This window comes from Streptomyces sp. NPDC041129, assembly GCF_055592265.1.
Genome location: NZ_JBVIYV010000007.1, coordinates 248,695 through 268,633, shown reverse-complemented (window position 1 = coordinate 268,633; position 19,939 = coordinate 248,695). Strand labels below are relative to the sequence as shown.

The 19,939-nt window shown below is 70.8% G+C and carries 19 protein-coding genes; 9 read left to right on the top strand and 10 right to left on the bottom strand.

From position 1 onward, the window contains the following. Positions 1 to 9 precede the first annotated feature (9 nt). Genes ACZ6B1_RS23535 through ACZ6B1_RS23510 form a run of 6 tightly spaced genes read right to left on the bottom strand, consistent with a single transcriptional unit; the run spans position 10 to position 5,787 of the window. A complete protein-coding gene (locus tag ACZ6B1_RS23535; RefSeq protein ID WP_468781306.1) occupies positions 10 to 1,281 on the bottom strand; it encodes a cysteine desulfurase in 1,272 nt (423 codons plus the stop codon). After that, positions 1,278 to 2,042, bottom strand: coding sequence for a Fe-S cluster assembly ATPase SufC (gene sufC / locus ACZ6B1_RS23530; protein ID WP_468781304.1), 765 nt, complete (start codon positions 2,040 to 2,042; stop codon positions 1,278 to 1,280). The genes ACZ6B1_RS23535 and sufC overlap by 4 nt, the downstream gene beginning before the upstream one ends. Positions 2,043 to 2,049: 7 nt before the next feature. Beyond that, the gene (locus ACZ6B1_RS23525; RefSeq protein WP_014671978.1) at positions 2,050 to 2,370 is read right to left on the bottom strand and encodes a non-heme iron oxygenase ferredoxin subunit; all 321 of its coding nucleotides are present in this window, start codon (positions 2,368 to 2,370) and stop codon (positions 2,050 to 2,052) included. Beyond that, entirely contained in the window at positions 2,367 to 3,551 is a 1,185-nt protein-coding gene (gene sufD / locus ACZ6B1_RS23520) for a Fe-S cluster assembly protein SufD (protein ID WP_468781302.1), read from the bottom strand. Before sufD ends, ACZ6B1_RS23525 begins: the two co-directional genes overlap by 4 nt. Before the next feature lie 56 nt (positions 3,552 to 3,607). Further along, entirely contained in the window at positions 3,608 to 5,029 is a 1,422-nt protein-coding gene (gene sufB / locus ACZ6B1_RS23515; RefSeq protein WP_468781301.1) for a Fe-S cluster assembly protein SufB, read from the bottom strand. Continuing rightward, complete coding sequence (locus ACZ6B1_RS23510) at positions 5,026 to 5,787, bottom strand: helix-turn-helix transcriptional regulator (protein WP_468781299.1); 762 nt, start codon at positions 5,785 to 5,787, stop codon at positions 5,026 to 5,028. The genes sufB and ACZ6B1_RS23510 overlap by 4 nt, the downstream gene beginning before the upstream one ends. A 184-nt stretch (positions 5,788 to 5,971) precedes the next feature. Between ACZ6B1_RS23510 and ACZ6B1_RS23505 the strand changes: the two genes are divergently transcribed. Genes ACZ6B1_RS23505 through ACZ6B1_RS23490 form a run of 4 tightly spaced genes read left to right on the top strand, consistent with a single transcriptional unit; the run spans position 5,972 to position 9,569 of the window. After that, positions 5,972 to 6,787, top strand: coding sequence for an AAC(3) family N-acetyltransferase (locus tag ACZ6B1_RS23505; protein ID WP_468781297.1), 816 nt, complete (start codon positions 5,972 to 5,974; stop codon positions 6,785 to 6,787). 31 nt (positions 6,788 to 6,818) lie between these two features. Further along, positions 6,819 to 7,742, top strand: a complete 924-nt coding sequence (locus ACZ6B1_RS23500) for an ABC transporter ATP-binding protein (RefSeq protein WP_468781296.1) — start codon at positions 6,819 to 6,821, stop codon at positions 7,740 to 7,742. Further along, positions 7,739 to 8,512, top strand: coding sequence for an ABC transporter permease (locus tag ACZ6B1_RS23495; protein WP_468781294.1), 774 nt, complete (start codon positions 7,739 to 7,741; stop codon positions 8,510 to 8,512). The genes ACZ6B1_RS23500 and ACZ6B1_RS23495 overlap by 4 nt, the downstream gene beginning before the upstream one ends. Positions 8,513 to 8,558: 46 nt before the next feature. Continuing rightward, complete coding sequence (locus ACZ6B1_RS23490) at positions 8,559 to 9,569, top strand: COX15/CtaA family protein (protein WP_468781292.1); 1,011 nt, start codon at positions 8,559 to 8,561, stop codon at positions 9,567 to 9,569. Between the two features lies 1 nt (position 9,570). Here ACZ6B1_RS23490 and ACZ6B1_RS23485 read toward each other — a convergent pair whose 3' ends face one another. From ACZ6B1_RS23485 to ACZ6B1_RS23470, 4 genes are all read right to left on the bottom strand, one after another. After that, positions 9,571 to 10,308 carry a nucleotidyltransferase gene (locus ACZ6B1_RS23485; protein WP_468781290.1) on the bottom strand — a complete coding sequence of 246 codons (738 nt, stop codon included), beginning with the start codon at positions 10,306 to 10,308 and terminating at the stop codon, positions 9,571 to 9,573. Positions 10,309 to 10,348: 40 nt separating this feature from the next. Further along, positions 10,349 to 11,455: an amidohydrolase family protein gene (locus ACZ6B1_RS23480; protein WP_468781288.1), complete on the bottom strand. Its 1,107-nt coding sequence runs from the start codon at positions 11,453 to 11,455 to the stop codon at positions 10,349 to 10,351. Between the two features lie 100 nt (positions 11,456 to 11,555). Then, the gene (locus tag ACZ6B1_RS23475; RefSeq protein WP_468781286.1) at positions 11,556 to 11,888 is read right to left on the bottom strand and encodes a hypothetical protein; all 333 of its coding nucleotides are present in this window, start codon (positions 11,886 to 11,888) and stop codon (positions 11,556 to 11,558) included. A 69-nt stretch (positions 11,889 to 11,957) separates the two neighbouring features. Beyond that, positions 11,958 to 12,911: a heme o synthase gene (locus tag ACZ6B1_RS23470; protein ID WP_468781284.1), complete on the bottom strand. Its 954-nt coding sequence runs from the start codon at positions 12,909 to 12,911 to the stop codon at positions 11,958 to 11,960. 378 nt (positions 12,912 to 13,289) lie between these two features. Between ACZ6B1_RS23470 and tkt the strand changes: the two genes are divergently transcribed. The 5 genes from tkt to pgl are packed head-to-tail and all read left to right on the top strand — an operon-like array spanning position 13,290 to position 19,891. Beyond that, complete coding sequence (gene tkt / locus ACZ6B1_RS23465) at positions 13,290 to 15,377, top strand: transketolase (protein ID WP_468781282.1); 2,088 nt, start codon at positions 13,290 to 13,292, stop codon at positions 15,375 to 15,377. A 33-nt stretch (positions 15,378 to 15,410) separates the two neighbouring features. Beyond that, a complete protein-coding gene (gene tal / locus ACZ6B1_RS23460) occupies positions 15,411 to 16,529 on the top strand; it encodes a transaldolase (protein ID WP_468781280.1) in 1,119 nt (372 codons plus the stop codon). A gap of 1 nt (position 16,530) precedes the next feature. Beyond that, positions 16,531 to 18,069 carry a glucose-6-phosphate dehydrogenase gene (gene zwf / locus ACZ6B1_RS23455; protein WP_468781278.1) on the top strand — a complete coding sequence of 513 codons (1,539 nt, stop codon included), beginning with the start codon at positions 16,531 to 16,533 and terminating at the stop codon, positions 18,067 to 18,069. Further along, positions 18,066 to 19,112, top strand: a complete 1,047-nt coding sequence (opcA, locus tag ACZ6B1_RS23450) for a glucose-6-phosphate dehydrogenase assembly protein OpcA (RefSeq protein WP_468781276.1) — start codon at positions 18,066 to 18,068, stop codon at positions 19,110 to 19,112. Before zwf ends, opcA begins: the two co-directional genes overlap by 4 nt. Continuing rightward, entirely contained in the window at positions 19,109 to 19,891 is a 783-nt protein-coding gene (pgl, locus tag ACZ6B1_RS23445; protein WP_468781274.1) for a 6-phosphogluconolactonase, read from the top strand. The genes opcA and pgl overlap by 4 nt, the downstream gene beginning before the upstream one ends. The last annotated feature ends 48 nt before the right edge of the window (positions 19,892 to 19,939 follow it).

Genomic DNA, 19,939 nt, shown 5'->3' with positions numbered 1-19,939 from the left:
GTCAGCCCTTCATCCGAAGAAGTTCCGTACGTGCTCCAGGCCGTCGACCAGAGCGTCGATCTCCGCCGGCGTGGAGTACAGATAGAACGACGCTCGCGTGGTCGCGGGAATTCCGTACCGCAGGCAGACGGGTCGCGCGCAGTGATGGCCCACGCGCACCGCGATGCCCTGCTCGTCGAGGACCTGGCCCACGTCGTGCGGGTGGATGTCGCCCAGCGTGAACGAGATCGCGGCGCCTCGGTCCTCGGCCGTGGTCGGGCCGATGATCCGCAGGTCCGGCACCTCGGCGAGCCTCTTCACCGCGTACTCGGTGAGCGCGTGCTCGTGCGCGAGGATCTTGTCCATGCCGATGGAGCTCAGGTAGTCGATCGCCGCGCCGAGACCGACGGCCTGGGCGATCGGCGGCGTGCCCGCCTCGAACTTGTGCGGAGCCGGGGCGTAGGTCGAGGAGTGCATCGACACCGTCTCGATCATCTCGCCGCCGCCGAGGAACGGAGGCAGGTCCTCCAGCAGCTCCTGGCGGCCCCACAGCACACCGATGCCGGTCGGGCCGCACATCTTGTGGCCGGTGAAGGCCACGAAGTCGGCCTGGAGGGCCTGGACGTCCAGCGGCATGTGCGGCGCCGCCTGCGAGGCGTCGATGCACACCAGCGCGCCGACCTCCTGGGCGCGGCGGACTATCGCCTCGACCGGGTTGACCGTGCCCAGGATGTTGGACACCAGCACGAAGGAGACGATCTTCGTCTTCTCGGTGATGACCTCGTCGATGTTGGACAGGTCGAGCCGGCCGTCGTCGGTGAGGCCGAACCACTTCAGCTTCGCGCCCGTGCGCTGCGCCAACAGCTGCCACGGCACGATGTTGGAGTGGTGCTCCATCTCCGTGATGACGATCTCGGTCTCGTGGTCCACGCGGTAGGGCTCGTCGGCCCAGCCCAGCATGTTGGCCACGAGGTTCAGCGACTCGGAGGCGTTCTTGGTGAAGATCACCTCGTCGCGGCTGGGCGCGTTGATGAACTCGGCGACCTTGTCGCGCGCGCCCTCGTACAGCGCCGTGGCCTCCTCGGCGAGCACATGCACACCGCGGTGGACGTTGGCGTTGTAGCGCTCGTAGTACTCGCTCAGGGCGTCCAGCACCTGGCGCGGCTTCTGCGAGGTCGCCGCGTTGTCCAGGTACACGAGCTTCCGGCCGTCGTGGACCACGCGGTCCAGGATGGGGAAGTCCTTGCGGATCGCCTCGCCAAGAAGATTGGACTCAGTGAGGAGGCCCGGCAGCTGTGTCACGCGGATGCGCCACCCTTCGTGTAAGCCTCGTAGCCCTCTTCCTCCAGCTTGTCGGCGAGCTCGGCGCCGCCGGACTCCACGATCCGGCCGGCGGAGAAGACGTGGACGAAGTCGGGCTTGATGTAGCGCAGGATGCGCGTGTAGTGCGTGATCAGCAGGGTGCCGACCTCGCCGGTCTCGCGGACGCGGTTGACGCCCTCGGAGACGATGCGGAGGGCGTCGACGTCCAGACCGGAGTCCGTCTCGTCGAGGATCGCGACCTTCGGCTTGAGCAGCTCGAGCTGGAGGATCTCGTGCCGCTTCTTCTCACCGCCGGAGAAGCCCTCGTTGACGTTGCGCTCGGCGAAGGACGGGTCCATGTTGAGGCGCTCCATGGCCCCCTTGACCTCCTTCACCCAGGTGCGCAGCTTCGGGGCCTCGCCGCGGACGGCGGTGGCGGAGGTGCGCAGGAAGTTGGAGACGGAGACGCCGGGGACCTCGACCGGGTACTGCATCGCCAGGAACAGGCCCGCGCGGGCGCGCTCGTCGACGGACATCTCCAGGACGTCCTCGCCGTCGAGCAGCACGGTGCCGCTGGTGATCGTGTACTTCGGGTGACCCGCGAGCGAGTAGGCGAGCGTCGACTTGCCCGAGCCGTTGGGGCCCATGATGGCGTGCGTCTCGCCCTGCTTCACGGTCAGGTCGACGCCCTTGAGGATCTCCTTCGTGGCGTTGTCGGCCTCGACGGTGACGTGCAGGTCTCGGATTTCAAGCGTTGCCATGGGTGCCTCAGGACTCCTGGGTGAGGGAGACGAGAACGTCGTCCCCTTCGATCTTTACGGGGTATACGGGGACGGGGCGCGTCGCGGGGAGGCCGGACGGCTTGCCGGTGCGCAGGTCGAAGGCGGAGCCGTGCAGCCAGCACTCGATCTGGCAGTCCTCCACCTCGCCCTCGGAGAGGGAGACGTTCGCGTGCGAGCAGATGTCGTATATCGCGAACACCTCGCCCTCGGTCTTCACGACCGAGACCGGCGTGCCGTCGAGTTCCACCCGCTTCGGGGTGTCCTCCTCCAGCTCGCTCAGCCCACAGGCGCGTACGAAGGACGTCATGCGACCGAGGCCTCCAGCTCCTCCTCGATCTTGGCGAGCAGGCGCTCCTCGATGTCCGTGACACCGATCTGCTGGACCAGCTCGGCGAAGAAGCCGCGGACCACCAGGCGGCGGGCGTCCTGCTCGGGGATGCCGCGGGCCATCAGGTAGAAGAGCTGCTCGTCGTCGAAGCGGCCGGTGGCGGAGGCGTGGCCGGCGCCGACGATCTCGCCGGTCTCGATCTCCAGGTTCGGCACCGAGTCGACGCGCGCGCCGTCCGTGAGGACGAGGTTGCGGTTCATCTCGTAGGTGTCCGTGCCCTCGGCGGCGGCCTGGATGAGCACGTCGCCGATCCAGACCGCGTGCGCGTCGTCGCCCTGGAGCGCGCCCTTGTAGACGACGTTGGACTTGCAGTGCGGGGTGTTGTGGGTGACCAGCAGGCGGTGCTCCTGGTGCTGCCCGGCGTCGGTGAAGTACAGGCCGAACAGCTCGGCCTCGCCGCCGGGACCGGCGTACTCGACCCTCGGGTGGAGCCGGACCACGTCGCCGCCGAAGGTGACGACCACGGACTTGAAGGAGGCGTCCCGGCCGATCAGCGCGTTGTGCTGGGCCACGTGGACGGCCTTCTCGTCCCAGTCCTGGACGGAGACGACGGTGAGCTTGGCACCGTCGCCCAGGACGTAGTCCACGTTCGCGGCGAGGACCGCGTCACCGGTGTGGTCGATGACCACGACGGCCTCGGCGAAGGCGCCCAGCTCGATCACCTGGTGGCCGAAGGCGACCCCGCCCTCGCCGTGCACGGCGATGCGGATCGGCTCGGTGAGCACCGTCTCCTTGGCGACGGTGACCACGCCGGCCTGCTCGAACGCCGAGTACGCCTGGGCGGCGACGCGGTCCACCGGGGTACCGGCCCGGCCGATCCGCGCGTCGTCGCGGCCGACGGTCTCGACGGTCACGCCCTCGGGGGCCTCGACGGCGACCTTCACGCCCGCGCCGGTCGCGACGGCGGTGCCGTCGTGCAGGCCGCGCAGGCGCTCCAGCGGCGTGAACCGCCATTCCTCCTCGCGGCCGTGCGGGACCGGGAAGTCCGCCACGTCGAAGGACGGGGGCACGCTCATGCGCGTGGCGACGGTCGACTCGGCGGCCACCGCGATCTGGCCCGCGGTGGTCGAGCCCACGGGGATGTTCTGAGCCTCAGCCATGGCTGTCGGTCTGCTCGCTTTCTTGCGTGAGTGGCTTGACGGGAGCGGCGGTGGCGTCAGCCGACCGCGCCCTCCATCTGGAGCTCGATCAGCCGGTTGAGCTCGAGGGCGTACTCCATGGGGAGTTCCTTGGCGATCGGCTCGACGAAGCCGCGCACGATCATCGCCATCGCCTCGAACTCGGACAGACCGCGGCTCATCAGGTAGAAGAGCTGGTCCTCGGAGACCTTGGAGACGGTCGCCTCGTGGCCCATGGAGACGTCGTCCTCGCGGACGTCCACGTAGGGGTACGTGTCGGAGCGGGAGATGGTGTCGACCAGCAGCGCGTCGCAGAGCACGTTGGACTTGGAGCCCGCGGCGCCCTCGCCGATCTCGACCAGGCCGCGGTACGAGGTGCGTCCGCCGCCGCGCGCCACCGACTTGGAGACGATGTTGGACGAGGTGTTCGGCGCCATGTGGACCATCTTGGAACCGGCGTCCTGGTGCTGGCCCTCGCCCGCGAAGGCGATGGACAGGGTCTCGCCCTTGGCGTGCTCGCCCATCAGGTAGACGGCCGGGTACTTCATCGTCACCTTGGAGCCGATGTTGCCGTCGATCCACTCCATGGTCGCGCCCTCGTAGGCCACGGCGCGCTTGGTGACCAGGTTGTAGACGTTGTTCGACCAGTTCTGGATGGTCGTGTAACGGCAGCGGGCGTTCTTCTTGACGATGATCTCGACGACCGCGCTGTGCAGCGAGTCCGACTTGTAGATCGGGGCGGTGCAGCCCTCGACGTAGTGCACGTAAGCACCCTCGTCGACGATGATCAGGGTCCGCTCGAACTGGCCCATGTTCTCCGTGTTGATACGGAAGTAGGCCTGCAGCGGGATCTCGACGTGGACGCCCTTGGGCACGTAGATGAAGGAGCCGCCGGACCACACGGCAGTGTTCAGCGAGGCGAACTTGTTGTCACCCGCGGGGATGACCGTGCCGAAGTACTCCTTGAAGAGCTCCGGGTGCTCCTTCAGGGCGGTGTCGGTGTCGAGGAAGATGACGCCCTGCTCCTCCAGGTCCTCGCGGATCTGGTGGTAGACGACCTCCGACTCGTACTGGGCGGCGACACCGGCGACGAGGCGCTGCTTCTCGGCCTCCGGGATGCCCAGCTTGTCGTAGGTGTTCTTGATGTCCTCGGGCAGGTCCTCCCAGGACTCCGCCTGCTTCTCCGTGGAGCGCACGAAGTACTTGATGTTGTCGAAGTCGATGCCCGACAGGTCCGAGCCCCAGTTCGGCATGGGCTTCTTCTCGAAGAGCTTCAGACCCTTGAGGCGCAGCTTCGTCATCCACTCCGGCTCGGACTTCTTGTCCGAGATGTCGCGGACGACGTCATCGTTCAGACCGCGCCTGGCAGAGGCACCGGCGACGTCGGAGTCGGCCCAGCCGTATTCGTAGTTGCCCAGGCCCTCGAGTTCGGGGTGAGCAGTCTCCGTGGGGAGAGTCATGCGGGGTTCCTCCCGGCCGTGCTTGCAGATGCTTGATGGCTCTGGTGATCGGACTTCGAAATCTTGGGGATGAACGTCGTGCAGACGCCGTCGCCGTGCGCGATGGTCGCCAGCCGCTGCACATGGGTACCCAGCAACTCGGCGAAGATCTCCGTCTCCGCCTCGCACAGCTGCGGGTACTGCTCCGCCACGTGGGCGACCGGGCAGTGGTGCTGGCAGAGCTGCTCACCCTGCTGCGGGAGGGGCGCGCTGCGCGCCGCAGCAGCGTACCCGTCCGCGGTGAGGGCCTTGGCCAGTGCCTCGGCGCGCAGCTCGGGGCCGACGCTCTCGATCGCCTCGCGGTAGGCCCTCGCCTGCGCGGCGAACCGGGCCCGGGCGAAGGCGGCGACCGCCTCCGGGCCGCCCTCCCGCTCGGCGATCCAGCGGAGCGCGTCCGCGGCGAGCTTGTCGTACGACTGGTCGAAGGCGTCCCGGCCGCAGTCGGTGAGCGCGAACACCTTGGCGGGCCGGCCACGCGTGCGCGCGCCGTACACGCGCTGCTCACGGGCCTCGACGACGTCGTCGGCGACGAGCGCGTCCAGGTGGCGGCGTACCGCGGCCTGGGTCAGGCCCAGCCGTCCGGCCAGCTCGGCGACGGTCGACGGGCCGTGGTCCAGGATGGACCGCGCGACCCGGTTGCGCGTCGAGCGCTCCCCGGTCGCGAGTTCCTCCTGGGGGGTCCCCACCGGGGTCTCCCGAGCCTCGCCGACGTTTTTCACAACGCCATTGTTGCGTAATTCCTCGGAGACTGACAAGCGCCGTCCGGATCACCCGCCGGTGCCCTGCGTCACTTAGGCATACCTAATCCGACCTGCGGAAACGATCTTCTGATCGATCGTTCCAGCCGCCCCGGCCAGCCAATTCGCTGGCGCCGGACCCCCTGGTCGGGGAGACTCCGGGACCATGTCCGCACCCCCTCCGACCGGCCCTCTCGTCACCCGGGACAGCATGGCCGAGGAGCTGCGCCGACTGGGTGTCGAGCGCGGCGAGACCCTCCTGGCGCACTCCTCGCTGAGTTCCCTCGGCTGGGTGAACGGGGGCGCCGTCGCCGTCGTCCAGGCGCTCCTCGACGCGCTCGGCCCGTCCGGCACGCTCGTCGTCCCCACCCAGTCCGGCGACCAGTCCGACCCGGCGGTGTGGGGGAACCCGCCGGTGCCCGAGGAGTGGTGGGACCGCATCCGCGCCACCATGCCCCCGTACGATCCCGCGACCACGCCCTCGCGCGGGGTCGGCGTGATACCGGAGACCGTGCGGACCTGGCCGGGCGCCCGGCGCAGCGCGCATCCGCAGACCTCCTTCGCGGCCCTCGGCCCCCGCGCGGCCGGCATCGTCGACGGCCACGCCCGCGACTGCCGGCTCGGCGAGCGCAGCCCGCTGGCCCGGCTGGAGCGGCTCGGCGCCCGGGTGCTGCTGCTCGGCGCGGGCTACGACGCCTGCACCAGCTTCCACCTGGCCGAGTACCGCACACCGTCGCCGCTGGTGAGCGTCGGGCGGCCGGCGCCGGGCGGCGGCTGGGAGACGGTGACCGAGGTGTCGATCACCTCGGACCGCTTCGCCGAACTGGGCCACGACTTCGAACGGGACCGGCCCGTCGTCCGCGGGAAGGTGGGCGCGGCCGACGCACGTCTGTTCCCGGTGGCGGACGCGGTGGCCTACGCGCAGCGGTGGCTCCCGGTGCACCGGCCCCGTGAGGAGGAGTTCCAGCACCCCCACGTCTGAACGCCCGGCGGCGTCCCTAGACTCTGGGTTCATGCGAAGTGAGCCCGTGGTCCAGGTCGAGGCCTTGATGAAGCGGTACGGCGACAAGACCGCGGTGAACGGGCTGGACCTGGTGGCCCGGGCGGGAGTGACCGCCGTACTCGGCCCCAACGGGGCGGGGAAGACGACCACGGTCGAGACCTGCGAGGGGTACCGGAAGCCTGATTCGGGCACGGTGCGCGTCCTGGGCCTCGACCCGGTCCGGCAGTCCGCGGAACTGCGCCCCCGGATCGGCGTGATGCTCCAGTCCGGCGGCGTGTACTCCGGTGCCCGGGCCGACGAGATGCTGCGCCACGTCGCGAAGCTGCACGCGCACCCGCTGGACGTGGACGCGCTGATCGAGCGCCTCGGGCTCGGCTCCTGCGGCCGGACCTCCTACCGGCGGCTGTCCGGCGGCCAGCAGCAGCGGCTCGCGCTCGCCATGGCCGTGGTCGGACGCCCGGAGCTGGTGTTCCTGGACGAGCCGACCGCGGGCCTCGACCCGCAGGCCCGCCGGGCCACCTGGGACCTGGTGCGGGACCTGCGCGCCGACGGCGTCTCGGTGATCCTCACCACCCACTACATGGAAGAGGCCGAGCAGCTCGCCGACGACGTGGCGATCATCGACGGCGGCCGGGTCATCGCCCAGGGCTCCCCGGAGGAGCTGTGCAGGGGCGGCGCCGAGAACACCCTGCGCTTCACCGGCCGCCCCGGCCTCGACGTGGCCTCGCTGCTGAAGGCGCTGCCCGCCGACTGCACGGCCGCCGAGCTGACCCCGGGCGCCTACCGGGTCGCCGGCAAGGTGAACCCGCAGCTGCTGGCCACGGTGGCCTCGTGGTGCGCCCAGCACGGGGTGATGCCCGACCGGATCTCGGTGGAGCAGCACACCCTCGAGGACGTCTTTTTGGAGATCACGGGCAAGGAGCTGCGTTCATGACCACCGCGTCGGGTACCTACACCCCCAAGCCGGGCGCGGCGCCGCTCCCCCGCATGATCGCGGCGCAGGCGGCGCTGGAGACGCGGATGCTGCTGCGCAACGGCGAGCAGCTGCTGCTGACGGTCGTGATCCCGACCCTGCTGCTGGTGCTCTTCAGCTCCGTGGACATCGTGGACACCGGCAAGGGCGAGGCCGTGGACTTCCTCGCGCCCGGCATCCTCGCCCTCGCCGTGATGTCCACGGCGTTCACCGGGCAGGCCATCGCGACGGGCTTCGAGCGCCGCTACGGCGTGCTCAAGCGGCTGGCCTCCTCGCCGCTGCCCCGCTGGGGCCTGATGGCGGCGAAGACGGCGTCGGTGCTGGTCACGGAGATCCTCCAGGTGATCCTGCTGACCGCGATCGCGTTCGCCCTCGGCTGGTCACCGCACGGCAACCCGTTCGCCGTACTGCTTCTGCTGGTCCTCGGCACGGCGGCCTTCTCCGGGCTCGGCCTGCTGATGGCCGGCACGCTGAAGGCCGAGGCCACGCTGGCCGCCGCCAACCTGGTCTTCCTGCTGCTGCTCGTCGGCGGCGGGGTCGTCGTCCCGCTGGAGAAGTTCGGCGCGGCCGGTCAGCACGTGCTCGGGCTGCTGCCGATCTCGGCGCTCTCCGGCGGCCTGCGGGACGTCCTCCAGCACGGGGCCGGGGTGCCCTGGGGCGACCTGGGGATCCTCGCGGTGTGGGCGGTCCTGGGACTGGCCGCGGCGGGGAAGTTCTTCCGCTGGGAGTGAGGCCGCGGTGGACCCTCGTGAAAGCGTGCACAAGCGGCGGCCTACCATGGTGCACGTGCCAAAGCTGACCCGCGCCGAAGCCATCGCGGCGCTGCGCAACCCGCTCGCCTTCATCGCCGGCCGCTGGACCCCGGATCCCCGGACCGTCCGGCGGGCGGCGCTCGCCGCGCTCGTCATGTCGGTGATCATCGTGGTCACCGGCGGCGCGGTCCGCCTCACCGGCTCGGGCCTCGGCTGCCCGACCTGGCCGACCTGCACCGACGACTCGCTGACCACCACCCGGGCCATGGGCTTCCACGGGATCGTCGAGTTCGGCAACCGCATGCTGACGTACGTGCTGTGCGCGGCCGTCGGCTGGGCGATCATCGCCGCGCGTGCCGAGAAGCCGCGGCGGCGGAACCTGACCCGGCTGGGCTGGGCGCAGTTCTGGGTGGTCATGGGCAACGCGGTGCTCGGCGGCATCGTCGTCCTGGTCGGCCTGAACCCGTACACGGTCGCCGCGCACTTCCTGCTCTCCTCGGCGCTGATCGCCATCGCCACGGTGATGTGGCAGCGTGCCCGCGAGGGCGACGGGACGCCGCGACCGCTGGTCGGCAAGGCGGTGCAGCAGCTCGTGTGGTTCCTGGTGGCCGCGTCCGTGCTGCTCATCGCGGTCGGCACGGTGGTGACCGGGGCCGGCCCGCACGCGGGGGACTCCTCGGAGGTCGAGCGGATCCCGATCGACTGGGAGACGGTTTCCAAGCTGCACGCCGTGCTCGCGTGGATCGTGGTGACGCTGACGTTCGCGCTGTGGTTCGTGCTCAAGGCGGTGGACGCGCCCGGCGGACCCCTGGCACGCACCCGGGAGCTGTTCCTGATCCTGCTCGGGCAGGGTGTCATCGGCTACGTGCAGTACTTCACGCACCTGCCCGAGGTCCTCGTCGCTGTGCACATGCTCGGCTCGTGCCTGGTGTGGATCGGGGTGCTGCGGGTGCTGCTGTCGCTCCGGGAGCGCCCCGGGGCCGCCCTCGACCTGCCCGGCCCCTCGGCCGGGGTGACCGTGGGCACGCACGCGTGAGTCACGCGTACGCGCTGACCAGGGCGTCGATCCCCGGCCCCAGGTAGGCCCGGGTCAGCCCGGCGCGGCGGGCGAGCCAGGCCTCGTCCCGCGGGGCGGGAGCGCCGTAGCGCCGGCGGGTGATGTCCTCGACGACCTCGTCGGGCGCGCCCAGAGCGGTCAGTTCGGTCAGTGCCTCCCGCTTCGTGATCAGCCGTCCGTCGCGCAGGGTGACGGTTGCGCGGGCGAAGGTGAGCAGGCCGAGGTCCACCCAGACGTCCTGCCGCCACAGCCGTGCGCGGTCCACGTGGAACCGCCAGTAGTCCCGCTGGTCCCGTACGACGAACTCCGTGAGCTGCCGGTCCGGCACCGGCGGCAGCAGCACGGCCGCCGGCGCGCCGTGCAGTACCCGGCCGAAGTCGTGCAGTTCGCGCCGGGTCACCGGGGTGACCGGCCGGCGCATCGCATGGCCGTGCGCCCAGGTCAGATGGGACCGGCCGGGGTCCGCCGCGTCGGCCGGGGTGAGATAGGTGCAGTGCAGCCCGGCCGCGAGTGGTTCGGTGCGCAGCCGGCGGTGCGTGCGGATCACCCCGCGTACGGTGCCCAGGCCGATCGGGTCCGGGAGCACCGCGATCAGGTCGAGGTCGCTGCGGCCCTCCTGGTAGTCGCCGCCGGCCAGGGAGCCGTGCGCCCAGAGGGCCAGCGGCCGCAGCGGAGCGAGGCCACGCAGGAAACGGGCGAGGAGCGCTTCGGTCGGCATGGCAGCAGTCTTCTACGGGGCCCGCGCCGCCGGACACCCCTCAGTCCAGCGCGTAGACACGCCGCGCGTTGTCCGCCGCGACCATCCGGGCCACCCGCTGGGCGTCGTCCAGGGACCACGCGTCCTCGGCGACCCAGGCGCCCAGCACCCGGCCCAGGGCCTCACGGAACAGCAGGGCGCCGACGACGTGCAGCTCGGGCAGGCCGTGGGCGCCGCTGGAGAAGAGGATCTTGCCGAAGGGCGCCAGTTCGAGGATCTCGGCGAGGACCGTGACCGCTCGGGCGCCGGTGCGCACGAGGGCCGCGCCGGAGTCGGCGTACACGTGCGGGAAGGCTCCGGCGAGGTGGGCGGCGTGCCGGTGGTACGGGTAGCCGTGCAGCAGGATCAGGTCGGTGCCGAGCCCGGCCGTGGCGCGCACGAAGTCGGTGAGCAGCACCGGGTCGGTGCGGTCGATCCGCGAGCCGGGTTCGCCGAGCCCGGCGTGGAGCTGGAGGGGCCGGCCCGAGGCGACCGCGATCCACAGCAGGTGCCGCAGCAGCACCGGGTCGGTCAGCGCCCCGCCCACCCGCCGTCCGGCCAGCCAGCGGCCCGCCGCGCCCCGCACCTCGCCCGGGCCGGGCGGCTCGGGGGCGAGGGCCAGGCCGTGTCGGAGACCGGCGACGGAGGTGAAGGCGACCGCCTGCGCGGCGGCCCCGTGCACGGACTCGGCGAGGTTGGCGAGGAAGCACTCGACGGTGCCCGAGGTGTCCGCGACCTGCTCGGCGAGGAGTTCCAGGCGGACGATCTCGTGGGCCTCGGCGTCGCCCGCGGACGCCAGCTCCGCCGGGCCCGTGAGGTCGCCGGGCAGGCCCGTGTCGACCAGGTAGGTGGTGATACCGCTGCCCCGCAGCAGCCGACGGCCCGCCTCCAGCACGCCCAGTTCCCGGCGCCGGGCCAGGTACCGGGCGGGCGGGCAGTGCGGCTCCAGGCCGAGCAGGGGCGGGCACCAGCGGCGTACGGCGAAGCCGGTCTGGGTGTCGAAGAGGGTGGTGCCCGGCGCGGGCGGCCCCGCGGTCCGCGCGAGCTGGGCCTCGAAGGTGCCGAGGCCCAGCTCGGTGCGCAGTACACCGTGGCAGTACTGGTCCACGAGGGACGGCGTTTCGATCATGCGGGCTCCCCGGGGAGGCGCTGCGCTTCTTGCAGGGCCTAACGGGTGAACCCGGGATCCGGTGCCGCCTCGGGGTCCTTCGAACTCAAGGCCCCAGACGTCAGCCGTTGGCCGGGCCGCCGACCTGGATGCCCGCCATCCGGCTCCACTCGTAGCGGCCGGTGGTCACCTTCGCCGCGAACTCGCCGTCGAAGGACTCGTGGACGGTGATGCCCGCCTTCTCGACGGCCTGCTCGGCGACGGCGGTGCTGGGCGCCACCAGGTCGCCCCAGCCGCCGTCCTCGCCGACGAGCACGATGCGGGCGCCGCGCTCGCCGATGTGGGCCAACTGGCCCTCGGCGCCGCCGTGGGCCTTGGCGAAGGCGCCGATCTGCCGGGCCAGCTTCGCCGCCCTGCGCTCGTCCTTGGGGTCAACCTGCTGCGTGTCTGCCATGGACAGGATGCTACTCACGGGTAGATCGACTGGCGAGAGCAGGGCCCTGTGACGTACGCCCGGCGCGGGTCAGCGCAGGAACGGGTCGACGGCGACCGCGACGAACAGGATGGAGACATAGGTGATGGACCAGTGGAACAGCCGCATCTCCTTGAGCTTCACGCCCGTGACCTCGGCCTTCGCCCGGTTCTGCAGCCCGTGCGCCTCCCACAGCCAGAAGCCGCCGGCCGCGAGGGCGACCGCCGTGTAGAACCAGCCGGTGTAGCCGAGGGGGGTGAGCAGCAGGGAGACGGCGACCATCACCCAGCTGTAGATGACGATCTGCCGGGCGACCACCTTGTTGGAGGCGATGACCGGGAGCATCGGCACGCCCACGCGCGCGTAGTCCTCCCTGACCTTCATGGACAGCGGCCAGTAGTGCGGCGGCGTCCAGAAGAACATGACGAGGAAGAGGACGACCGGCGCCCAGGACATCGAGTTCGTCACCGAGGACCAGCCGATCAGTACCGGCAGGCAGCCGGCGATACCGCCCCAGACGATGTTCTGCGAGGTGCGCCGCTTGAGGATCATCGTGTAGACGACGACGTAGAAGAGGAGCGCTCCGAGTGACAGCCAGGCGGACAGCCAGTTGACGGTGAGCCCGAACAGCAGCGTCGAGACGACGGCGAGGGTGATGCCAAAGACCAGGCACTCGAGCGGGCTGACCATGCCGGTCACCAGCGGCCGCTGCGAGGTGCGGTCCATCAGGGCGTCGATGTCCCGGTCGATGTACATGTTCAGCGCGTTGGCGCCGCCCGCCGAGAGGTAGCCGCCGACGCAGGTGAGCAGCACCAGCTTCAGGTCGGGCACACCCTGCTGAGCCAGGAACATCACCGGAACGGTGGTGATGAGCAGCAGCTCGATGATCCGCGGCTTGGTCAGCGCCACGAACGCCTTGACACGGGCCCCGAACGGCCGGTGAACCGGGCTTTGGCTCGCACCGAGCGCACCCGCTGGACGGGATTCGACGGCCGTCACGCACACCCCTGACAGAGACTCCCAGCGAGCCTCCCCTCGTGAAGGCCGGGTAAAGGCTCGCGCGTACCACGCCACTTTAGACGTTGCCCATACCCCGGCCTTCGCGGGGGTGGGGTCGTGTTGGCGGACCGCGCGTCCGAGGTGGGGTGGGGCTCGATTGAGCAGTCGGATGAGCGGCTCCGTATTCATCTGCCAAATGCGCTGTCGGCCAGTCGGGAGGCGGATGTCCGAGAGTCCCGGCAGTCTGTAATGACTCGAAAAAACGCACGTCCTTACGGGGGTAGGCTCGAGACGGCCGGTGGGCAGTCAGTGCACACCGGCGGCCGGGAGGGGGCATGCCCCCAGGGCCGGCGACCGACATGTGGAGAGGAGCCCTGACCCAGGGTGAGCACCAAGCCGACCACCACAGACCTTGAGTGGACCGAGCTGGACCAGCGGGCCGTGGACACCGCCCGGGTCCTGGCCGCCGACGCCGTACAGAAGGTCGGCAACGGCCATCCCGGTACGGCGATGAGCCTGGCCCCGGCCGCGTACACCCTCTTCCAGAAGGTGATGCGGCACGACCCGGCCGACCCGGAGTGGGTGGGCCGCGACCGCTTCGTGCTGTCCGCCGGCCACTCGTCCCTGACCCTCTACACGCAGCTCTACCTGGCCGGCTTCGGCCTGGAGCTGGAGGACCTCGAGTCCTTCCGCACCTGGGGTTCGAAGACCCCGGGCCACCCGGAGTACGGGCACACGAAGGGCGTGGAGACCACGACCGGCCCGCTGGGCCAGGGTGTGGCCAACGCGGTGGGCATGGCGATGGCCGCCCGCTACGAGCGCGGTCTGTTCGACCCGGAGGCCGCGCAGGGCGAGTCGCCCTTCGACCACTTCATCTACTGCATCGCCGGTGACGGCTGCCTCCAGGAGGGCATCTCCGCCGAGGCGTCCTCACTGGCCGGTCACCAGAAGCTCGGCAACCTGATCCTGCTGTGGGACGACAACCACATCTCGATCGAGGGCGACACCGAGACCGCCGTCTCCGAGGACACCGCCAAGCGGTACGAGGCCTACGGCTGGCACGTGCAGCGGGTCGCCCCGAAGCCGGACGGCGACCTCGACCCGCACGCGATCTACGACGCCATCGAGGCCGCGAAGCAGGTCACGGACCGGCCGTCCTTCATCGCGATGCGCTCGATCATCGCCTGGCCGGCCCCGAACGCCCAGAACACCGAGGCCGCGCACGGCTCGGCGCTCGGCGACGACGAGGTCGCGGCCACCAAGCGCGTCCTCGGCTTCGACCCGGAGCGGAGCTTCGAGGTCGCGGAGGAGGTCCTCGCGCACACCCGCAAGGCGCTGGAGCGGGGCGCGCAGGCGAAGGCCGAGTGGGAGAAGTCGCTGCAGCTCTGGCGGGACGGCAACACCGAGCGCGCCGCCGATTTCGACCGCATCGCCAAGGGCGAGCTGCCGGTCGGCTGGGAGGAGAAGCTCCCGGTCTTCGAGCCGGGCAAGGGCATCGCGACGCGTGCCGCCTCCGGCAAGGTGCTGCAGGCCCTCGGCGCGGTGATCCCGGAGCTGTGGGGCGGTTCCGCCGACCTCGCCGGGTCGAACAACACGACCATCGACAAGGACAGCTCCTTCCTGCCGGCGGGCAACCCGCTGCCGGAGGCGAACCCGTACGGCCGCACGATCCACTTCGGCATCCGCGAGCACTCCATGGCCGCGGAGATGAACGGCATCACCCTGCACGGCAACACCCGCGTCTACGGCGGCACCTTCCTGGTGTTCTCCGACTACATGCGTAACGCGGTGCGTCTTTCGGCCCTGATGCACCTGCCGGTGACGTACGTGTGGACGCACGACTCCATCGGCCTCGGCGAGGACGGCCCGACCCACCAGCCGGTCGAGCACCTGGCCTCGCTGCGCGCGATCCCCGGCCTGAACGTCGTCCGCCCGGCGGACGCCAACGAGACCGCGATCGCCTGGCGCGAGATCCTGAAGCGCTACACCAAGGAGTTCGGCAAGGGGCAGCCGCACGGTCTGGTGCTGACCCGGCAGGGCGTGCCGATCTACGAGCCCAACGACGAGGCCGCGCGCGGCGGTTACGTCCTGATGGAGGCCGACGGCGGCGAGCCGCAGGTCGTGCTGATCGCCACCGGTTCCGAGGTCCACGTGGCCGTCGAGGCCCGTGAGCGGCTGCAGGCCGACGGCGTGCCCACGCGGGTCGTGTCCATGCCCTCCCTGGAGTGGTTCGAGGAGCAGGACCAGGGGTACCGGGACTCCGTGCTGCCGCCGTCCGTGAAAGCTCGTGTCGCCGTGGAGGCGGGCATCGGCCTGACCTGGCACAAGTACGTCGGGGACGCCGGCCGCATCGTCTCACTGGAGCACTTCGGTGCTTCCGCCGACGGCAAGGTGCTCTTCCGCGAGTTCGGCTTCACCGCCGAGAACGTGGCCGCCAAGGCCCGGGAATCCCTGGCCGCCGCCCAGCGCTGACGCTCATATACGACACGTAGGAGATGTAATTCCATGACAGACGCACTGAAGCGCCTCTCCGAGGAGGGCGTGGCGATCTGGCTGGACGACCTGTCGCGCAAGCGGATCACGTCCGGCAACCTCGCCGAGCTGATCGACCAGCAGCACGTCGTGGGCGTCACCACCAACCCGACGATCTTCCAGAAGGCGATCTCGCAGGGTGACGGCTACGACCAGCAGCTGTCGGACCTCGCCGCCCGCAAGGTCACCGTCGAAGAGGCCATCCGCATGATCACCACGGCGGACGTCCGCGACGCCGCCGACATCCTGCACCCGGTCTTCGAGGCCACGAACGGCCAGGACGGCCGGGTCTCCATCGAGGTCGACCCGCGCCTGGCGCACAACACCAAGGCGACCATCGCCGAGGCCAAGCAGCTCGCCTGGCTGGTGGACCGCCCCAACACGCTGATCAAGATCCCGGCCACCGAGGCGGGTCTGCCGGCGATCGCCGAGACGATCGGCAACGGCATCAGCGTGAACGTCACGCTGATCTTCTCGCTGGAGCGCTACCGCAAGGTCATGGACGCGTACGTCTCCGGCCTGGAGACGGCCAGGGAGCGCGGCCTGGACCTGTCGAAGATCCACTCCGTGGCGTCGTTCTTCGTGTCCCGCGTGGACACCGAGATCGACAAGCGGCTGGACGCCCTCGGCACCGACGAGGCCAAGGCCCTGCGCGGCAAGGCCGCCGTCGCCAACGCCCGGCTCGCCTACCAGGCGTACGAGGAGGTGTTCGGCTCCGAGCGCTGGAGCGCCCTGGAGAACGCCGGCGCCAACCGGCAGCGTCCGCTGTGGGCCTCGACCGGCGTGAAGGACCCGGCGTACCAGGACACGATGTACGTCACCGACCTGGTCGCGCCGAACACGGTCAACACCATGCCGGAGGCCACCCTGGAGGCCGTCGAGGACCACGGCGAGATCCGTGGCGACGCCGTCGCCGGCACCTACGAGCAGGCGCGTGCCGACCTGGACGCCCTGGAGCGGCTCGGGATCGCGTACGACGACGTCGTGCGGGTGCTGGAGGACGAGGGCGTCGAGAAGTTCGAGGCGTCCTGGAACGACCTGCTGAAGTCGACCCAGGCGGAGCTCGAGCGCCTCGCCCCCTCGGAGGGCTGAGTTGTCACGCCTTCCCGGTTCCGGAGCGAACCCGCTTCGTGACCCCGCCGACCGACGGCTCCCGCGCATCGCGGGGCCGTCGGGCCTGGTGATCTTCGGCGTCACGGGCGACCTGTCCCGCAAGAAGCTGATGCCCGCGGTGTACGACCTCGCCAACCGGGGTCTGCTGCCGCCGGGCTTCTCGCTGGTCGGCTTCGCCCGGCGCGAGTGGGCGCACGAGGACTTCGCCGCCGAGGTCCACGAGGCCGTCAAGGAGCACTCCCGGACCCCGTTCCGTGAGGAGGTCTGGCAGCAGCTCATCCAGGGGATGCGTTTCGTCCAGGGCACCTTCGACGACGACGACGCCTTCGAGCGGCTGCGCGGCACCATCGAGGAGCTGGACAAGGCCCAGGGGACGGGCGGCAACTTCGCCTTCTACCTGTCGGTGCCGCCGCGTTCCTTCCCGGTGGTCATCCAGCAGCTGAAGAAGCACGGTCTGACCGACCAGTCCTCCGGTTCCTGGCGACGCGCGGTCATCGAGAAGCCGTTCGGCCACGACCTGAAGTCGGCCGAGGAGCTGAACCAGGTCGTGCACGAGGTGTTCGAGCCGGACCAGGTGTTCCGGATCGACCACTACCTCGGCAAGGAGACCGTCCAGAACATCCTGGCGCTCCGTTTCGCCAACACGATGTTCGAGCCGATCTGGAACCGGTCCTTCGTGGACCACGTGCAGATCACCATGGCCGAGGACATCGGCGTCGGCGGCCGCGCCGGCTACTACGACGGCATCGGCGCCGCCCGTGACGTCATCCAGAACCACCTGCTGCAGCTGATGGCCCTCACGGCCATGGAGGAGCCCGCCTCCTTCGACGCGGACGCGCTGGCGGCGGAGAAGACCAAGGTGCTCGGTGCCGTACGGCTGCCGAAGGACCTGGGCCGCAGCACCGTGCGCGGGCAGTACGCGGCGGGCTGGCAGGGCGGCGAGAAGGTCATCGGATACCTCGAAGAGGACGGCATCGACGGAAAGTCGAAGACCGACACCTTCGCCGCGATCAAGCTGGGCATCGACAACCGCCGCTGGGCGGGCGTCCCCTTCTACCTGCGCACCGGCAAGCGCCTGGGCCGCCGGGTCACCGAGATCGCGGTGGTCTTCCAGCGGGCCCCGCACTCCCCCTTCGACCACACGGCGACGGAGGAGCTGGGCTCGAACGCGGTCGTCATCCGGGTGCAGCCGGACGAGGGCATCACGGTCCGCTTCGGCTCCAAGGTGCCGGGCACCTCGATGGAGATCCGGGACGTGTCCATGGACTTCGCCTACGGCGAGTCGTTCACGGAATCCAGCCCGGAGGCGTACGAGCGGCTCATCCTGGACGTGCTGCTCGGCGACGCCAACCTGTTCCCGCGCACGGAGGAGGTCGAGCTGTCCTGGAAGATCCTCGACCCGATCGAGGAGTACTGGGACCGGCACGGCAGGCCCGCGCAGTACAAGTCGGGCACCTGGGGGCCCGTCGAGGCGGACGAGATGCTGGCACGAGACGGACGGAGCTGGCGCCGGCCATGAAGATAGACCTGACCGGCACCACCGCCGGCGCGATCAACAAGGCGCTCGTCCGGGGCCGCCGGGCCATCGGCACCCCCGCCGTCGGCATGGTGCTGACCCTGGTCATCGTCACCGACGAGGAGAACGCCTACGACGCCCTCAAGGCCGCCAACGACGCCTCGCGCGAGCACCCCTCGCGCACGCTCGTGGTCATCAAGCGGGTCTCCCGCTCCCCTCGCGACCGCACGTCCTCGCGCCTCGACGCCGAGGTGCGGGTGGGCGCGGAGGCGGGCACCGGCGAGACGGTCGTCCTGCGGCTGTACGGCGAGGTGTCCGAACAGGCCGACTCGGTGGTGCTGCCGCTGCTGCTGCCGGACGCCCCGGTGGTGGTCTGGTGGCCGGTGAACGCGCCGCTGGACCCGGCGGGCGACCCGCTGGGCGCGCTGGCCCAGCGCCGGGTGACCGACACCTACGCCGCCGAGCAGCCGGTGCGGGAGCTGTCCGCCCGCGCCGAGACCTACGCCCCCGGCGACACCGATCTGTCCTGGACCCGGATCACGCCGTGGCGCTCGATGCTCGCGGCGGCCCTGGACCAGGTGGTGTGCGAGGTGAAGGCCGTCGAGGTGGAGGGCGAGGAGTTCAACCCGAGCTGTGAGCTGCTGGCGATGTGGCTCGCGGACCGGCTGGACGTTCCCGTCCGGCGTTCGCTGTCCGCGGGGCCGGGGCTGACGGCCGTGCGGATGGACACCAGCGAGGGTCCCATCACCCTGGACCGGGCGGACGGCTCGCTCGCCACCCTGTCCATCGAGGGTCAGCCGGCCCGTGCGGTGGCGCTGAAGCGGCGGGACACCGCCGAGTTGATCGCGGAGGAGCTGCGGCGGCTCGACCCGGACGACACCTACGCCTCGGCGCTGGCCTACGGCGTGGAGCGGCTGAACACCGTGCCGGAACCCGCGGCGGCGGAGCCGGCCGCGGTCGCCGGGCCGGTGGAGGAGGCCGCGAAGGCGCCCGCGAAGAAGGCGGCCGCCAAGAAGGCTCCGGCGAAGAAGGCGGCGGCGAAGTGAGCACTCCGCAGCTGGTCGTGCACCACGACAAGGAACTGATGGCGCAGGCCGCCGCGGCCCGCCTGATCACCCGGATCGTGGACGCGCAGGCCTCCCGGGGCACCGCGTCCGTGGTCCTGACCGGCGGCCGCAACGGCAACGGCCTGCTGGCCGCGCTGGCGGCGGCACCGGCCCGGGACGCCATCGACTGGGGCCGCCTGGACCTGTGGTGGGGCGACGAGCGCTACCTGCCCGAGGGCGATCCCGAGCGCAATGTCACGCAGGCCCGCGAGGCGCTGCTGGACGCGGTACCGCTGGACCCGGAGCGCGTGCACGCCATGCCCGCGTCCGACGGTCCCCACGGTACGGACGTGGAGGCGGCGGCGGAGGCCTACGCGGCGGAACTGGCCAAGGCGTCCGGGCCGGAGAACCACGGCCCGGTGCCGTCCTTCGACGTGCTGATGCTGGGTGTCGGTCCGGACACCCATGTGGCCTCGCTCTTCCCGGAGTCGCCCGCGGTCCGCGAGACGGAGCGCACGGTGGTCGGTGTGCACGGCGCGCCGAAGCCGCCGCCGACCAGGGTCTCGCTGACCCTTCCCGCGATCCGCTCGGCCCGCGAGGTCTGGCTGCTAGCGGCCGGCGAGGACAAGGCTCAGGCCGTGGCCATCGCCCTGTCGGGCGCGGGCGAGGTGCAGGCGCCGGCGGCGGGCGCCCGCGGCCGGCGCCGGACGCTGTGGCTCCTGGACTCCGCGGCGGCCTCGCGATTGCCGCGGTCGATGTATCCACCGGCGTCGCCGTGAGGCTCGCCCCTCGGTGACGGACGGGGGCGGCAGGGAGAATTCAACTCC

Bases quoted from the DNA above. Each gene is read 5' to 3' on its own strand.
- ACZ6B1_RS23480 (WP_468781288.1), bottom strand. From the start codon at position 11,455: ATGATCGAAACGCCGTCCCTCGTGGACCAGTACTGCCACGGTGTACTG.
- ACZ6B1_RS23490 (WP_468781292.1), top strand. From the start codon at position 8,559: ATGGTGCACGTGCCAAAGCTGACCCGCGCCGAAGCCATCGCGGCGCTG.
- ACZ6B1_RS23505 (WP_468781297.1), top strand. From the start codon at position 5,972: ATGTCCGCACCCCCTCCGACCGGCCCTCTCGTCACCCGGGACAGCATG.
- tal (WP_468781280.1), top strand. From the start codon at position 15,411: ATGACAGACGCACTGAAGCGCCTCTCCGAGGAGGGCGTGGCGATCTGG.
- ACZ6B1_RS23525 (WP_014671978.1), bottom strand. From the start codon at position 2,370: ATGACGTCCTTCGTACGCGCCTGTGGGCTGAGCGAGCTGGAGGAGGAC.
- sufB (WP_468781301.1), bottom strand. From the start codon at position 5,029: ATGACTCTCCCCACGGAGACTGCTCACCCCGAACTCGAGGGCCTGGGC.
- ACZ6B1_RS23495 (WP_468781294.1), top strand. From the start codon at position 7,739: ATGACCACCGCGTCGGGTACCTACACCCCCAAGCCGGGCGCGGCGCCG.
- opcA (WP_468781276.1), top strand. From the start codon at position 18,066: ATGAAGATAGACCTGACCGGCACCACCGCCGGCGCGATCAACAAGGCG.
- ACZ6B1_RS23485 (WP_468781290.1), bottom strand. From the start codon at position 10,308: ATGCCGACCGAAGCGCTCCTCGCCCGTTTCCTGCGTGGCCTCGCTCCG.
- sufC (WP_468781304.1), bottom strand. From the start codon at position 2,042: ATGGCAACGCTTGAAATCCGAGACCTGCACGTCACCGTCGAGGCCGAC.
- ACZ6B1_RS23500 (WP_468781296.1), top strand. From the start codon at position 6,819: ATGCGAAGTGAGCCCGTGGTCCAGGTCGAGGCCTTGATGAAGCGGTAC.
- ACZ6B1_RS23475 (WP_468781286.1), bottom strand. From the start codon at position 11,888: ATGGCAGACACGCAGCAGGTTGACCCCAAGGACGAGCGCAGGGCGGCG.
- sufD (WP_468781302.1), bottom strand. From the start codon at position 3,551: ATGGCTGAGGCTCAGAACATCCCCGTGGGCTCGACCACCGCGGGCCAG.